16 protein-coding genes are annotated in these 13,209 nt (G+C 73.1%); 6 read left to right on the top strand and 10 right to left on the bottom strand.

The features are described from left to right. Positions 1–27: 27 nt before the first annotated feature. The 4 genes from OG393_RS00880 to OG393_RS00865 form a co-directional block, all read right to left on the bottom strand. Entirely contained in the window at positions 28–2,004 is a 1,977-nt protein-coding gene (locus OG393_RS00880) for an IclR family transcriptional regulator domain-containing protein (protein WP_327372560.1), read from the bottom strand. Next, positions 2,001–2,615, bottom strand: a complete 615-nt coding sequence (locus OG393_RS00875) for a sigma-70 family RNA polymerase sigma factor (RefSeq protein ID WP_327372559.1) — start codon at positions 2,613–2,615, stop codon at positions 2,001–2,003. Before OG393_RS00875 ends, OG393_RS00880 begins: the two co-directional genes overlap by 4 nt. Further along, positions 2,612–2,803 (bottom strand): hypothetical protein, encoded by a 192-nt coding sequence (locus OG393_RS00870; RefSeq protein ID WP_327372558.1) that lies wholly within the window; start codon positions 2,801–2,803, stop codon positions 2,612–2,614. The genes OG393_RS00875 and OG393_RS00870 overlap by 4 nt, the downstream gene beginning before the upstream one ends. Before the next feature lie 252 nt (positions 2,804–3,055). Further along, complete coding sequence (locus OG393_RS00865) at positions 3,056–3,439, bottom strand: hypothetical protein (protein ID WP_327372557.1); 384 nt, start codon at positions 3,437–3,439, stop codon at positions 3,056–3,058. A 308-nt stretch (positions 3,440–3,747) separates the two neighbouring features. On the opposite strand from OG393_RS00865, the gene OG393_RS00860 reads away from it, so the two are divergent. The 3 genes from OG393_RS00860 (at position 3,748) to OG393_RS00850 (ending at position 5,806) form a co-directional block, all read left to right on the top strand. After that, positions 3,748–4,308 (top strand): ATP-binding protein, encoded by a 561-nt coding sequence (locus OG393_RS00860; protein WP_327372556.1) that lies wholly within the window; start codon positions 3,748–3,750, stop codon positions 4,306–4,308. Between the two features lie 149 nt (positions 4,309–4,457). Beyond that, positions 4,458–5,024, top strand: a complete 567-nt coding sequence (gene sigK, locus OG393_RS00855) for an ECF RNA polymerase sigma factor SigK (RefSeq protein ID WP_327372555.1) — start codon at positions 4,458–4,460, stop codon at positions 5,022–5,024. Further along, positions 5,021–5,806, top strand: a complete 786-nt coding sequence (locus tag OG393_RS00850; protein ID WP_327372554.1) for an anti-sigma factor — start codon at positions 5,021–5,023, stop codon at positions 5,804–5,806. The genes sigK and OG393_RS00850 overlap by 4 nt, the downstream gene beginning before the upstream one ends. Positions 5,807–5,857: 51 nt before the next feature. Here the strand turns inward: OG393_RS00850 and OG393_RS00845 are convergent, their stop codons facing one another. Both OG393_RS00845 and OG393_RS00840 read right to left on the bottom strand, forming a co-directional pair. Next, positions 5,858–7,120, bottom strand: a complete 1,263-nt coding sequence (locus OG393_RS00845) for a cation:proton antiporter (protein ID WP_327372553.1) — start codon at positions 7,118–7,120, stop codon at positions 5,858–5,860. 4 nt (positions 7,121–7,124) lie between these two features. Further along, positions 7,125–7,595 (bottom strand): cation:proton antiporter regulatory subunit, encoded by a 471-nt coding sequence (locus OG393_RS00840; protein WP_327372552.1) that lies wholly within the window; start codon positions 7,593–7,595, stop codon positions 7,125–7,127. Positions 7,596–7,919: 324 nt separating this feature from the next. Between OG393_RS00840 and OG393_RS00835 the strand changes: the two genes are divergently transcribed. Continuing rightward, positions 7,920–8,747 carry an alpha/beta fold hydrolase gene (locus OG393_RS00835; RefSeq protein ID WP_327372551.1) on the top strand — a complete coding sequence of 276 codons (828 nt, stop codon included), beginning with the start codon at positions 7,920–7,922 and terminating at the stop codon, positions 8,745–8,747. A gap of 124 nt (positions 8,748–8,871) precedes the next feature. Here OG393_RS00835 and OG393_RS00830 read toward each other — a convergent pair whose 3' ends face one another. Continuing rightward, entirely contained in the window at positions 8,872–10,401 is a 1,530-nt protein-coding gene (locus OG393_RS00830) for an MFS transporter (RefSeq protein ID WP_327372549.1), read from the bottom strand. Positions 10,402–10,539: 138 nt separating this feature from the next. Here OG393_RS00830 and OG393_RS00825 point away from each other — a divergent pair, with 138 nt between their 5' ends. Next, on the top strand, positions 10,540–10,980 hold the full coding sequence (locus tag OG393_RS00825; protein WP_327372548.1) for a MarR family winged helix-turn-helix transcriptional regulator: 441 nt from the start codon (positions 10,540–10,542) through the stop codon (positions 10,978–10,980). 186 nt (positions 10,981–11,166) lie between these two features. Continuing rightward, the gene (locus OG393_RS00820) at positions 11,167–11,799 is read left to right on the top strand and encodes a DUF4232 domain-containing protein (protein ID WP_327372547.1); all 633 of its coding nucleotides are present in this window, start codon (positions 11,167–11,169) and stop codon (positions 11,797–11,799) included. A gap of 27 nt (positions 11,800–11,826) precedes the next feature. Here OG393_RS00820 and OG393_RS00815 read toward each other — a convergent pair whose 3' ends face one another. From OG393_RS00815 to OG393_RS00805, 3 genes are read right to left on the bottom strand one after another with little or no spacing between them, the layout of a single operon-like run. Beyond that, positions 11,827–12,429, bottom strand: coding sequence for a GNAT family N-acetyltransferase (locus OG393_RS00815; RefSeq protein ID WP_327372546.1), 603 nt, complete (start codon positions 12,427–12,429; stop codon positions 11,827–11,829). A 34-nt stretch (positions 12,430–12,463) separates the two neighbouring features. Further along, the gene (locus tag OG393_RS00810) at positions 12,464–12,841 is read right to left on the bottom strand and encodes a toxin Doc (RefSeq protein ID WP_327372545.1); all 378 of its coding nucleotides are present in this window, start codon (positions 12,839–12,841) and stop codon (positions 12,464–12,466) included. 4 nt (positions 12,842–12,845) lie between these two features. Then, positions 12,846–13,097 carry an antitoxin MazE7 gene (locus OG393_RS00805; protein ID WP_327372544.1) on the bottom strand — a complete coding sequence of 84 codons (252 nt, stop codon included), beginning with the start codon at positions 13,095–13,097 and terminating at the stop codon, positions 12,846–12,848. Positions 13,098–13,209 lie beyond the last annotated feature (112 nt).

Here is a 13,209-nt window from a genome sequence, read left to right as displayed (position 1 = left end):
GGCCGCGCGCACGGCCCGGGTGTCCGCCTACCGGGGCCGGCGAGCTTCCGCCGGACCGTGTTCGGGTAAGGGTGCGAGCAGGCTCGCGGGATGAGCGAGTCCGGACGCCGCCGCCGTCCATCCGGACCCCACGGACGGACTGAAGGCCGTGTACGCGGTGCCCGGGGAGGGGCCGGTCGGGTCGGCGGCACGCCCCCGCGGCCCGGGCCGCGGGTTCCACCGGGCGGGGTCCCCGTCGACGGGCAACGCCGCGATCAGCGTGAGCAGGAGCAGCCCCGAACGGTCGGACAGGGTGCGCGCCGCCCGCGTCAGACGGTGGCCCCGGATCACGGGCAGGGACAGCGCGACGCACGCGGGCCGGCCGGCCACGGTGAGGGGGACCGCGGCGCAGACCTCGTGCCGCGAGTACTCCAGTAGGTCGAACTGACCGGCGTGCGGGCCGTGGCCGTCCAGCGTACGGAACAGCGCGGCCGGGTCGGTGATCGTCCGGTCGGTCAGCCGCACCGGGCGATGGCGGGCGAGGTGGTCCATGCGCGCGCCGAAGTCCAGTTGCGCCATGAGGCACTTGCCCACCGCGCTCGCGTGCGCGGCCTCGCGGAAGTCGACCCACTGGTGCACGGCCGGGGTGTCGGGACCGTCGGCACAGTGCTGGATCTCGACCTCTCCCGCGGCGTACCGGCTGACGTAGACCGCCGCGCCGGTGCTCTCCCGCAGCTCGTCCAGCACCTGCCGTAGCGCACCGCGCCGCAGGACGGGATCGCCGCCGGTGTCCGGACGGAACAGCGGTCCGGCGGTGAACGCGCCGTCGGGCAGCCGCACCAGCAGCAGGTGGCCGCACAACCAGTCCAGCAGGAGTGCCAGCGGCGAGGGGTGCAGCCGCGCCGCCACCGCGATCTCCCCGGTACCGAGGGGTCTTCGGGCCCGGAGCACGGCGTCCAGGACGTCCAGCACCCGCAGGGCCTCGGCCCAGCGGTCGGGAGCCGGGGACGCCCGCGGTACCCGTCGGGCGAGCGCGGTGAGGGAGGTGTGCCGCAGGGGTGCGGCCGCGTAGACGGCGCTGCCGCCGCCATCCGGGGGCGGCGCCTCCGGCCCTCCGGGCGCTCCCGCCCGTCCTTCCGCCCCGGCCCGCGACCCCGCCCGAGCCTGGGTCGTTCCGCCGGGCTGCCGGGTGGTCCCGGGGCCGCCCGGCACGGAACGGGCCGTACGGGGCGGAGGCGCGGCGGTCCGCGGAGCGGCCAGTATCCAGTCCGCGCGGACCGGCCGGTCCGCGCGGACGGCGAGCGTGAACACCGCCTTCGCCAGGCTCGTGTCCGCCGTCGGCACCTCTCCGAGGTCCTCGTGCGTGGTCCGGCGCACCCGGTGCCGGGCGCGGGCGAGCGCCTGACGCGCCTCGGCCGTCAGACAGGGCCGGTCGTGCCAGTCCGGATCGGGGCACGGCGGGCCTTCGGGCAGCCGCCCCGCCCAGACGTCGGCGTCCTCGAACTCGCCCCGCCGGGTGTGGTCGAGGATCAGGCAGGAGACCGCGCGGTGCAGCTCCGCTCCCGCCGCGAGCCGCCACCAGAAGGTCGCTCCTTCGCCGTCGCCCGCCAGGTGCAACACGCAGGCGAAGACCAGCGCGCCCTCGGGATAGGCCGCCGCGTTCTCGGCGAAGACGGCGAGATGCGCGCCCGCGTCGGGAGCGAGCACGATGGCCGTGCTCAGCGCCTCGAGTTCGCGGTCGGCGTCCTCGGCGTCCAGCGGCGTACCCGCGCGGACGGGCGCGACCGCGCGCTCCGGGGCACCGCCGGTCGGGCTGCCCCGGGTGAGGGAACCGCCCCCTCCGCGGGAAGCCCCGGCGCTACCCGCCGGCCCCGGCGAGGCGCCCGGCCAGCTCACCGGGTCGTTCGTCCGTAGCGACAGACGCATCCGGGAGGCCGCGATGCCGGTGCGCGGGACGGGGACGGCGGACGCCGCCGCGGCCAGCAGTTCCTCCAGGGAACCGGAGCCGCCCTGCGTCTGGTTCATGACCGGGCCCTCCCGCCCTCGGAATCCGAGACGGGCTTGCGCAGGAGCCGCGCGAGCCGGGCCTTGGCCAGGCGCAGATGCGACCGCACGGTGGCCTCGTCGACGCCGAGTGTCTCCGCGACGGCGTCGGTCGGCTGGTCGAGCAGGAAGCAGAGCCTGACCGTGTCGCGTTGACGTTCCGGCAGGTGTCCGATCGCCTCGTGCAGGGCGATCCGCTCCGTCAGCGCGTCGTACGGATCGGTCCCCGTGGCCCGGTCGTCCAGGACGCCCCGCAGCAGTTCCCCGTCCACCGGGATGTCATCGCGTCCGCGCCGTCGGCCCTGGTCGATGATCCGCTTCTTGAGGACGGTCCACGCGTAGGCGGCCGGCTTCTCCATGGCGGCCACCCGGGGCCACAGCCGCATCAGATCCCGGAACGTGGCGTCCACCGCGGCCTCGGCCGCCTCCTCCGATCGCAGGTCGTACCGGGCGTAGGAGAGGAAGCGCTCGAAGTGCGCCGCGTGGAACGCCCAGTAGCGTCCGTCGATCGCCGGCGGCCAGTCCGCCTCGGGGCACGAGGGCTGAGGCGGGCCGGCCGGACCGCCGGACTCCTCGGTACCGACATCGCTCACCTCCGCACCCCGCACCGTCCGTCGCGTGGCCCACCCGGACGGAGCGGTGCCGCCGTGGCACCGATCTCGGCGACGGCCCTGTGTACGAGCGCGGTGAGGACCCGCCGCCCGCAGCGCAGGACGTCCGCTCCGAACACCCTCGCGACCACGGCGACCTCCACCCACGACTCCGCTCCGGTGTGCTGCATGCGTCGCCCTCCCTCCGGTTCCGAGCACCGCCCCTCATCCCCTCCCGCGGTACTGGAGGCCGCTGCCTCCACCGGTGACAGCGAGCCCCGCAGCCCCAGCGTGCACAGGGAGATCGAAAGAAATCCGACGCGGCGTCATTCGGACACGGGGCGATCGTGTTCGTTCATCGACCGCCGGGAAACGGAAGGGCGTCGTGCAGCGGTGAGGCCGGGCACCCGGTGCCCGGCCTCGCTCCCGGATCGCGCTGACGGTCACCTGTGGTGGCAGTCCCAGTGACCCTTCACCCAGTGGTGGTCCCAGTGGCCCGGAACGTAGACCCACTTGTAGTGGCGGTCGTTGTCCCAGTGCCCCTTGTGGGGATGGCCGTGCTTGTCGTCGCCCTTGTGCCAGGTCTTGTGGTGGGTGACCTTCTTCTCCCAGTGTCCCGGGACCCAGCGCTTGTCCCAGTGCCCCTTCTTCCACACGCACCGGTCGTGGTGGCGGTGGTCGTTGTCGTGGCTGACGACGGTGGCGACGGAGGCCGGCGCGGGGGCCGCCGACGCCGGGGCCGACAGCCCGAGCGCGGCGCCACCGGCGAGCAGACCTGCCGAGGCGGCGCCGGCCACGAGCCGGCGGATCTTCGTGGTGGGTGTCATCGAAACGCACTTCCCTCGTGATGCGGCAGTGGTACCGGCGAAGCGATGACGTCCGGAAGGGGACGAGGACTTCGCCGGATCGGCGTGACACAGGGGATTCGAAACGAATCGAGCCGCGGATGACGTCGGTGGCGGAGAATCTTTCCGGACGTCGATTCCGGGCGTTCCGGAGGCGGTCCTCCCGGGCAGGAGCCCGGGAGGACCGGAACACCGCCACCTCGACTCCCGCCGCGCCATCCGTCAGGGGTCCGGCTACGAATCCCGTGTGAGGGCCTCTCCTCCCGACGGAACGGATTCGGGGAGCGATCATGACCATCCGGACAGCGGCACCGAGCGGAGAGCGGCACATCGTCGCCCTGCCCCACGGACTCCACACCCCGGCCGTCGCCCGACGCGTCACCGCGCGATGGCTCTTGTCGGCCGGTGCCGGGCCGGAGCGGACGGCGGACGCGGTACTGATCGTCTCGGAGCTGGTCACCAACGCGGTCCTGCACAGCAGGGGACCCTGCGTCCTCACCCTCGCGATGCGGGGCGCCGCTGTGGACATCGCCGTGGCCGACCGCAGCGAGGAGATGCCCCAGCTTCCGGCGGGGCCCGCGGACCGGGCCTCGCACCGTGACCGGACCGAGCCGGTCCCCCGGGGCGGCTTCGGCATGGTGGTGATCGGCGGGCTGGGCGGCAGGACGACCGTCGTGCCCGCGCTCGGTGGCAAGACCGTTCACGTCCGGCTGGACCTCGCCCTTCCGCTCGGCGGCGGTCACGGCCACGACGCCGCCCACGGCCGGGACCGCCGGGGCGCCGGCCGCGGCGGTCCAGGACCCCGCCCCGGCGACCGGCGCGGCCTCGCCACGCCTCAGGCGGTGTCATGAGGCCGCACGCGCCCGTACGCGCTGTTCCGCCTTTCGGCCGAGGTCCGCTGCGGAACCGCCGCTCCGGGCGCACGATCGCAACGGGCGCGGAACCCGGCGGCAGACGCCGCTCCGCGATCCGGCCCCGGGGACGAGAAGAGGAGCATCGCGTGCCGCACGGATCCGAGTCGGACCGTCACCTCGGCGAGCTTCTGCGACGCACGGCCGACGGCGACGAGGCCGCGTTCGCCGCGGTGTACGACGCGCTCGCCGAGACGGTGATGGGCATGAGCTGCCGCATCCTGCGGGACGCCGCGCAGGCCGAGGAGGTGACCCAGGACGTCATGATCGAGGTCTGGCGGACGGCGGAGCGCTACCGGCACGACCGGGGCACGGCCAAGGCGTGGGTGCTGACTCTCGCCCACCGCAGGGCCGTGGACCGTGTCCGCTCGGTCCAGGCACGTACGGAGCGCGAGACCCGGGCCTGGCGCCTCTCGCCCGACCGGGAGCACGACGAGGTGGCCGACGCCGTGGAGGGCCATGACGAATGCCGTCGCGTCCACCGCTGCCTCGCCGCCCTGACAGGCCCGCACCGGGTGCCGCTCGTCCTCGCCTTCTATCAGGGCATGACCTACGTCGAGGTGGCCGAAGCGCTCTCGACTCCCACGGGGACGGTGAAGTCACGTATGCGCGCGGGGCTCCGGCATCTGCGCGCTTGTCTGGAGGAGGGCCCATGAACCCCACCGGGGACCCGCACCTCGATGCGGGAGCGTACGCCCTCCACGCCCTGCCGCCGGCCGAGGAGGCCGCCTTCGAGAGGCACCTCGCCGGCTGCGAGGCATGCCGGCGCGAGGTGGAGCAGTTCCGGGAGACAGCGGCGCTGCTCGGCGCCGCGGACCTCGTTCAACCACCACGGGACCTGCGGGCGCGCGTCCTGGACGGGATCACCCGGGTGCCGCAACCGGGCCGGACCGGTCCGGCGCCGGCCCCGGCGGCGCGCCGTGGGCCCGCGGCGCGCGGCCGTCGAGCCCTGAACCTGGCCCTGGCCGCCTCCCTCGCCGCGGCGGTGTCGCTCGGCGGTCTCGCCGCGTGGCAGTTCTCGCGGGCCGAGGACGCCCGGGACGACGCGGCCCGGGTCAGGGCCCAGGCCGTCGCGGCCCGCTCCGAGGCCGCCGCCTTCGATGCCGTCCTCACCGCCCCGGACGCCAGCCTTCACACCCGGACGCTCACCGGCGGCTCCACGGCCGCGGTCGTCGTCTCCCGCAGCGAGGGCCGGGCGGCGTTCACGGCGCAGAGGCTGCCGCCCCTGTCCGGCGGCCACGTGTACGAACTCTGGTACGCGGCCGCGTCGGGAGACCTGCGTCCCGCCGGTCTGCTGCCCGGCACCGGGCGCTCGGCCCCGCGGGTCCTGGACGGCCCGCTCGGCGACGCCGTCGCCGTCGGCGTGACGGTGGAGCCGTCCGGCGGGTCCGCTCAGCCCACCTCCACGCCCCTGGGCATCATCCCGTTCGACTCCTGAGCCGTAGCGGCGCACCGCCCACGACGGCACCCGGGACCTCCCCGCCGGCGTTCAGTGCCGGCCGGCCGCTCCCGGGTCGTCCCCGGCTCCCACCGGCTCGCGGGGCACGACGGCGGACACCACGTCCCGGTCCGGGTGCCCGGCCACGGCGGGACGTCGCAGGCGCCCGAGGACGTATGTCGCGACCGGCTCGGTGTAGCGGGCCGTCAGCGGACCGACGATCACCAGGATCAGGACGTACGCCGTGGCGAACGGCCCCAGGGCTGGCTGGACGCCGGCATTGACGGCGAGTCCCGCGATGACGATGGAGAACTCGCCGCGAGCCACCAGCGTTCCGCCGGCCCGCCAGCGGCCCTTCGCTCCGACCCCGGCGCGCCGGGCGGCCCAGTATCCCGTGGCGATCTTGGTCAGTGCGGTGACGACCGCCAGCGCGAGGGCCGGCAGCAGAACCGGCGGGATGCTGGCCGGATCGGTGTGCAGTCCGAAGAAGACGAAGAAGACGGCCGCGAACAGGTCACGCAGCGGACTGAGCAGGGAATGCGCGCCTTCGGCGACCTCACCCGACAGCGCGATGCCCACCAGGAACGCGCCCACCGCGGCCGAGACCTGCAGCTGCTGGGCGATTCCGGCGACGAGCAGGGTCAGGCCCAGGACGACCAGCAGCAGCTTCTCGGGGTCCTCACTGGAGACGAAGCGCGAGATCAGCCGACCGTACCGGACCGCGACGAAGAGCACCGCGCCGGCCACTCCGAGGGCGATGGCCAGGGTGACACTGCCCGCGGCGAGGCTCACCCCCGCGAGCAAGGCCGTGACGATGGGCAGGTACACGGCCATCGCCAGGTCCTCGAGGACCAGGATGCTCAGGACCACCGGCGTCTCCCGGTTGCCCAGGCGGCCGAGGTCGCCGAGGACCTTGGCGATCACACCCGAGGACGAGATCCAGGTGACCCCGCCCAGGACCACGGCCCCCACCGGACCCCAGCCGAGCAGCAGGGCCGCGAGCGCGCCGGGCAGGGCGTTGAGGGCGAAGTCGACCAGTCCGGCGGGGTACTGGGACTTCAGCTGCGAGACGAGGTCGCTCGCGGTGTACTCGAGCCCCAGCATGAGCAGGAGCAGGATGACGCCGATCTCGGCGCCGATCGCGACGAACTCCTCACTGGCTCCCAGCGGCAGCAGACCGCCCTTGCCGAACGCGAGCCCGGCGAGGAGGTAGAGCGGAATCGGCGAGAACCGGAAGCGCCCCGCGAACCTCCCCAGCAGGCCCAGGCCGAGGATGATCGCACCGAACTCGATCAGGAAGACCGCGGAGTGCATCCGCTCACTCCCGTCCGAGGATCGTCGCCGCCGCGTCGACACCCTCCCGGGTGCCGATGACGATCAGGGTGTCCCCGCCGGCCAGGCGGAAGTCAGGTGTGGGGGAGGGGATCGCCTCGGCCCGCCGCAGCACGGCGACGATCGACACGCCCGTCTCCGTCCGTATCCGCATCTCGCCCAGCAGCCGCCCGTTCCAGTGCGCCTGCGCGGACAGCTCGATCCGCTCGGCGACCAGTCCCAGGTCCGTGGTGTGCAGCACGCTGGGACTGTGGTGCGTCGGCAGCAACGCGTCGATGAGTGACTCCGTCTCCGGCTCCGTCAGATGCAACGACTGTGCGCAGGCGTCGGGGTCGTCCGACCGGTACACGTTCACCGACCGGGTTCCGTCGCGGTGCGCGATCACCGACAGATGACGATGCTCACGGGTGGTGAGGTCGTACTGGACACCGATGCCGGGCAGGGGTGTCGTTCTCATCCGCGGAGCGGGCACGGCCCGTCCCTCCTTAGCGCTGATCGGGGTACGTGTACGGCGGTCCCGGCCCGACGGACGACGTCGGGCGGGCGGCGTGGCCATCGTGTCATCCCGCGCGAGGAGACGGCCACGCCGACCCGGACTCCCGAGGAGGGAGCGACGGTCCGGCCGTCGGCGCGGATGCGGATTCGCGGGGGCGGGGGTGTGATGGACGCGTGGCCGCGGACGCCCTGTGAGGTCCCGCGGTGTCCGTGGCCACCACGGGAAACCGGCTCCCGGAAGACCGGACGACGCTCCTCCCGCCTCTCTCACAAGGAGAACAGGCCCATGCCGTTCCACACGACACGCGACAGCGTGGACATCTTCTACAAGGACTGGGGCCGTGGACGTCCCGTGGTCTTCCTCCACGGCTGGCCCCTCAACGGCGACGCCTGGCAGGACCAGATGAAGGCGGTCGCCGACGCGGGGTTCCGCGCCGTCGCGCACGACCGCCGCGGTCACGGCCGCTCCGCGCCGGTCTACGACGGGTACGACTTCGACACCTTCGCCGACGATCTCGACGACCTGCTCACTGGTCTCGACCTGCGGGACGTCACTCTCGTGGCCCACTCGATGGGCGGCGGCGAACTCGCCCGGTACATCGGACGTCACGGCACCTTCCGGGTCCGATCCGCGGTGCTGCTGTCGGCCGTGCCGCCGCTGATGCTCCAGGGCCCGGGGAACCCCGAGGGCGTTCCGGGCGAGGTGTTCGACGGTCTCAAGGAGGGCATCCTCCGGGAACGGTCCCAGTTCTGGAAGGACACCGCCGTCGGGTTCTTCTCCGCGGACCGCCAAGGCAGCGCGGCCACGCAGGGCAATCAGGACGCCTTCTGGTTCATGGCGATGCACCAGACCGTCCAGGGCGCCGTGGACTGCGTGGACGCGTTCGGCTACACCGACTTCCACGAGGACCTCGCGAAGTTCGACGTCCCCACGCTGATCGTGCACGGTGACGACGACCGGATCGTCCCCATCGACGCGACCGCCCGAAAGACAGTGGACATCGTCCCCGACGCCACGCTGAAGGTGTACGAGGGGGGCTCGCACGGGATCGCGATGGTCGCGGGCCACAAGGAGCGCTTCAACCGGGACCTGCTCGACTTCCTGAAGGACTGACGCCGCCGGCCGGGCGCTGACGGTCCGCCACGGCGTCGAGCGGGGCGCGGAAGGGGCGCCCCGGCCGGAACCTCCGTCCGTTCCGGCGGGGGCGCCCCGTCCTCGTCCCGCCCCGTTGCGCGGGTCAGCGGACGGCGGCCGGCTCCGCCGTCGCACCGCCGGGCATCGTCCCCGGGGCCTTCTCGTCCTCGGACGTCGTGCCCGTGGCCGTCGCGACGGGCCGCGGGCCGTGCTGTCCGCGCAGTCCGAGCCGGGCGATCACCGCGACGAGCGCGAAGGCGACCGCCCCGATGCCGAAGGTGAGCGTGAACCCGGACTCGGCGGGCAGCGGCGGCACCCCCGCCGGCAGGTGTTCGACGGTCTTCGACGCCAGGATCGTGGTGACGACGGCGCTGCCGATCGCGCTGCCCGTGGACCGGGAGATCGAGTTGATGCCGTTGGCGATGCCGCTCTGGTGGTGCGGGACGCTCGACATGATCACGGCGGGCATGGCGGCGTAGCCGAAGCTGACCGCCGCGCCGACGATCAGTCCGGCGCCGATCACCGAGAAGGTGTGGCCGTGGTCGAGGGCCAGCCATCCGAAGCCGACGGCACCGAAGGCGGCGGCCAGACCGAGGGCGAACCGCGGACCGCGATGACGGACGATCCGGCCGCCGATGGGGGAGGCGAGCAGCGAGACGATGGCGCCGGGCAGCAGGAACTCGACGGACGCCCGCAGGATGGACGCGTCGAAGCCGAATCCGGTCAGCGCCTCGGGCATCTGTACCAGGTAGGAGACGCCGAGGAAGTTCGCGAACATGCCGAAGCCGACCAGGACACCGGCCAGGTTCGCCATCAGCACGGGCCGGTGGACGAACATGCGCATGTCGACGAGCGGCTCGGCGACCCGGCGCTCGATGACGACCCACACCACGGTCACGACGGCCGAGCCCGTGAAGGCGCCCAGTGTCCGGCCTGAGCCCCAGCCCCATTCGTGTCCCTGGGAGATGGCCAGCAGGAGCAGCAGAAGCGCGATGCCGAGGGCCAGTGCCCCGAGGAAGTCGGTGCGCCCGCCGGTCTTGTGCCGGGTGGCCGGGACGAGGACGAGCACCGCGAGCAGGGCGAGTACGGCGAAGCCCGTCGCCATCCAGAAGGCGTCACGGTAGTCGGCGCCGGACCCGGAGGTCAGCAGACCGGTGGCGACGAGCGCCAGACCGCTGCCGAATGCCAGGGTCCCGCTGACCAGGGCCATGGCGCCCGGGAGCTTCTGCGGCCGGACTTCCTCGCGCAGGACCGACAGCGCCAGCGGGAAGATCGCGGTCGCGGCGCCCTGGAGGACGCGGCCCAGGATCAGCAACGGCAGGGAGGTCGCCAGCGCGGCGATGACGGAGCCCGCCACCATGACCACGAGCACGCCGACCAGAGTGGGCTTCTTGCCGTGCTGGTCGCCGAAGCGGCCGAGCAACGGGGTGAACACGGCGGCGGACAGCAGGGTGGCGGTGGTGACCCAGCTGACTTCGCTGGTCGAGACCCCGAGGTCCTGGCGGATCAGGCCCAGGATGGGGACCGGCAGGGTCTGCATCATCGACACGACCATGGCGGCGAGGCTCAGGGCGAAGACGATGACCGTCTCGCTTCTGCGCCCGGTGGCGACGGAGGGGGAGGCGGGGCTCATGAAGAGGAGGTCCTTCTCGACGATTCAAGGGGTTGATCTTTGAGTACATCAAGCAACTCCGTCGACGGTAGAGGTACATATTTAAGGTCGTCAAGTAAATAATTGATAATGTGAAGCATCCTGCGTAGGATGGCCACCATGAGCGCCAGCGCCCCCCTCGCCCCGACGAAACTCCAGCTCCTGGAGCTGCTCGCCGTCATCGGCACCGCCCAGTGGCGAGACTTCGCGGCCGCCGCCGCGCGCCACGGTCTGACCTCGACCCAGGCCAAGGTCCTGGCCCAGCTCGACGGGCCGGTCCCGATGCGGGGACTCGCCACCCGGCTGGTGTGCGACGCCTCGAACGTCACCGGGATCGTGGACCGTCTTGAGGCCCGTGCGCTGGTACGCCGTGAGCCCGATCCGTCGGACCGCCGGGTGAAGAACGTCGTGGCGACCGACGAGGGCCGCGAGACCATCCGCCGTGTGCGCGAGGAGATGCAGGCCACCCACAGCGCGCTGGACATCCTCGACGAGAACGAGAGCGCGACGCTCTTCGCCCTTCTCGAGCGTCTGCGCCCCACCATGGAGAAGAACGCCTGAGTCCCGCCTCCGGCCCCGGCCGGCCCTCCGGGGGAACGTCCCCCGCCGCCCTCGGGCGGGGGACGACCCCCCGGCGACCGTGGTGATTTCGGCGAGACCTCGTCACCGGGCTGTGAACTTTCTCCACGACCCTGGAGCTCCGCTCGGCATCGTGCCGGGCGCGTCACACCTTCGGGGGTCACCGTCATGAGCACCGTTCGCAGAGCCGCAGCCCTCCTCGTTGCCGTGTCCGCGCTCGTCCTGACCGCCTGCGGGCCCGGCGATGACGGGGCCGCGGGCGGTCAGGAACGTCCGCCGGTGACGCCCTCGACGCCGACGGCATCGGCGGCCCCCACGAAGGCCCCGCCCTCGGCTACCCCCGACGAGGGCGCCTCCGGTGGCGGTGGTTCCCCGGCCGGTCCGTCCGGCGTCCACCCGTGCGGCACCGCCGACGTCACCTTCACGGCGACCCTGGCGGAGCCCACGACCAGCAGCTATCTGCTGACGATCACCAACCGGGGCACCCGTCCGTGCAAGGCGCTGGGCCACCCCGTCGTCACCTTCGGCGACCTCGACGGGCAGGCCACCGAACGGGGCACGGCCCCCGGGCCCGCGGACGCGCTCACGCTCGCCCCCGGCCGGTCGGCGTACGCCGGGCTGATGGGTGGACTCGACGACGGCAGGGGTAGGACCGTGGACTCCATCGCGATGACGATGTACACGGCCTCCGATCTGGAGCAGTCGCCGCTCGCGGTGTCCACCCCCGGGCTCCACGTCTCGCCCGACAGGAACTCCGTGACCGTGTGGACGGACAACGCGGAGGACGCGCTCAGCCTCTAGGAAACCTCACGGAGAGCCGCGGCCCGGTCAGGGGGTGTCCGTCCCGCGGGGCACCGCTCCGTTCCCCCGCCGCTCCGGTCCGGTGTCCCGGGCCCCCTGCGGCCGGTCGATCCGGTAGACGTAGTGGAGCGGATCGTCGACCGGGTTGTCCGGCTCCAGGTCGCCTTCGGCGACCCGTTCCAGGCCGGCCTTCTCCAGCGCCCGCCACGATGCCCGGTTGGCTGCCACGACCGCCACGACGACCGCCGGGCTGCGGGGCCGGTCGTGCCAGGTGCGTTCGACCATCGCCCGGATCACACGGGGCCCGAGACCCCGGCCGGTGAGTGCCGGGGAGCCGATCAGGTAGTCGAGCGACGTCGCCTCCTGCGGGACCGACAGCACCGCGGCGAGTTCCTCCCGGTACTCCGGGTAGTCCCCCCAGCGGCACCGCTGCATCAGACCCACGGGCACGCCGTCCACGCACGCGAGCCAGTCCTCCGAGGGTTCCTCGCCACGGGCGGCCGGACCGAAGTCGCGGGCGACCGCCTCGGCGGACGTCTCGTGGTTCCACCAGCGCGCCACATGGGGCTCGGCCAGCCACTTCCGGAGCAGGGGGAAGTCCTCCTCGGTCAGCCGACGCCAGGTGATCATCAAGTCTCCTCCGGGAGCGAGCGCGGGTCGTCGGCTACGGCAGCCGCCACGCCCGCAGGCGCCCGGCGACCTCGAACACGTCCACACGCAGCGCGCGGATGTCCCGGATCAGGTCGCGCCAGGGTTCGTACGTGGTGTCGACGCGGTGCCCGGAAGCCTCCAGGTAGGCGACGGCGAGGCCGTACCCGTAGAGCTCGTTGCGGGCGGGCAGCGGGCGCAGCAGCACGCATTCCTCCAGGAACACCGCGGCGCGCCAGAAGGCGTCCGGGTCGGCCTGGTCGAGACGCGGGGTGTTCACGCGGTGCCGGGCCGCCATGCCGACCAGGACGGACAGGTCGTCGACGGTGAGGTCGGCGCGCAGGATGTCCTCCTGACGCGCCAGCAGCCAGCGGTGGTCGACATGCAGCTCCACCGGTTCAGGCCGCCCGGGACGTCGCGTGGCCGACGGGCTTCGGCAGACCCCCGAAGTCGGCGTCGAAACGGTCCGTGATCCCGGGGGCGCCGATGGCCCTGCGGAACGCCGCGGTCGCGGTGTCCAGCCGCCGCTCGTGTTCCTTCTCGACGGCCAGCTGCGCCAGATAGTCCTTCATGGACAGGCCGACGGCATCGGCCAGGGCCTTGAGCCGGTTCCGTGTCGTGTCGTCGATCTTGACGGTCGTGTCTGCCATGAGCCGAGTATGCCGCACGGTATACGGCCGCGGCTACCGTGCGGTCCGCCCGCTCCGCCGCCCCGCCTCGTCCCGGCCCGCGGGCCGGGACGAGGGGCCGGGACGAGGGGCG

This window comes from Streptomyces sp. NBC_01216, assembly GCF_035994945.1.
Classification (GTDB): domain Bacteria; phylum Actinomycetota; class Actinomycetes; order Streptomycetales; family Streptomycetaceae; genus Streptomyces.
Note: the sequence above shows the minus strand (reverse complement) of the source record. Positions and strands in the feature narration are given on the sequence as shown.

What these genes read in the sequence shown, in the direction of transcription:
- OG393_RS00840 (WP_327372552.1), bottom strand. Translation starts at nt 7,595, where the DNA reads ATGAGAACGACACCCCTGCCCGGCATCGGTGTCCAGTACGACCTCACC.
- OG393_RS00850 (WP_327372554.1), top strand. Translation starts at nt 5,021, where the DNA reads ATGAACCCCACCGGGGACCCGCACCTCGATGCGGGAGCGTACGCCCTC.
- OG393_RS00830 (WP_327372549.1), bottom strand. Translation starts at nt 10,401, where the DNA reads ATGAGCCCCGCCTCCCCCTCCGTCGCCACCGGGCGCAGAAGCGAGACG.
- OG393_RS00825 (WP_327372548.1), top strand. Translation starts at nt 10,540, where the DNA reads ATGAGCGCCAGCGCCCCCCTCGCCCCGACGAAACTCCAGCTCCTGGAG.
- OG393_RS00870 (WP_327372558.1), bottom strand. Translation starts at nt 2,803, where the DNA reads ATGCAGCACACCGGAGCGGAGTCGTGGGTGGAGGTCGCCGTGGTCGCG.
- OG393_RS00805 (WP_327372544.1), bottom strand. Translation starts at nt 13,097, where the DNA reads ATGGCAGACACGACCGTCAAGATCGACGACACGACACGGAACCGGCTC.
- OG393_RS00865 (WP_327372557.1), bottom strand. Translation starts at nt 3,439, where the DNA reads ATGACACCCACCACGAAGATCCGCCGGCTCGTGGCCGGCGCCGCCTCG.
- OG393_RS00845 (WP_327372553.1), bottom strand. Translation starts at nt 7,120, where the DNA reads ATGCACTCCGCGGTCTTCCTGATCGAGTTCGGTGCGATCATCCTCGGC.
- OG393_RS00880 (WP_327372560.1), bottom strand. Translation starts at nt 2,004, where the DNA reads ATGAACCAGACGCAGGGCGGCTCCGGTTCCCTGGAGGAACTGCTGGCC.
- OG393_RS00820 (WP_327372547.1), top strand. Translation starts at nt 11,167, where the DNA reads ATGAGCACCGTTCGCAGAGCCGCAGCCCTCCTCGTTGCCGTGTCCGCG.
- OG393_RS00835 (WP_327372551.1), top strand. Translation starts at nt 7,920, where the DNA reads ATGCCGTTCCACACGACACGCGACAGCGTGGACATCTTCTACAAGGAC.
- OG393_RS00815 (WP_327372546.1), bottom strand. Translation starts at nt 12,429, where the DNA reads ATGATCACCTGGCGTCGGCTGACCGAGGAGGACTTCCCCCTGCTCCGG.
- OG393_RS00860 (WP_327372556.1), top strand. Translation starts at nt 3,748, where the DNA reads ATGACCATCCGGACAGCGGCACCGAGCGGAGAGCGGCACATCGTCGCC.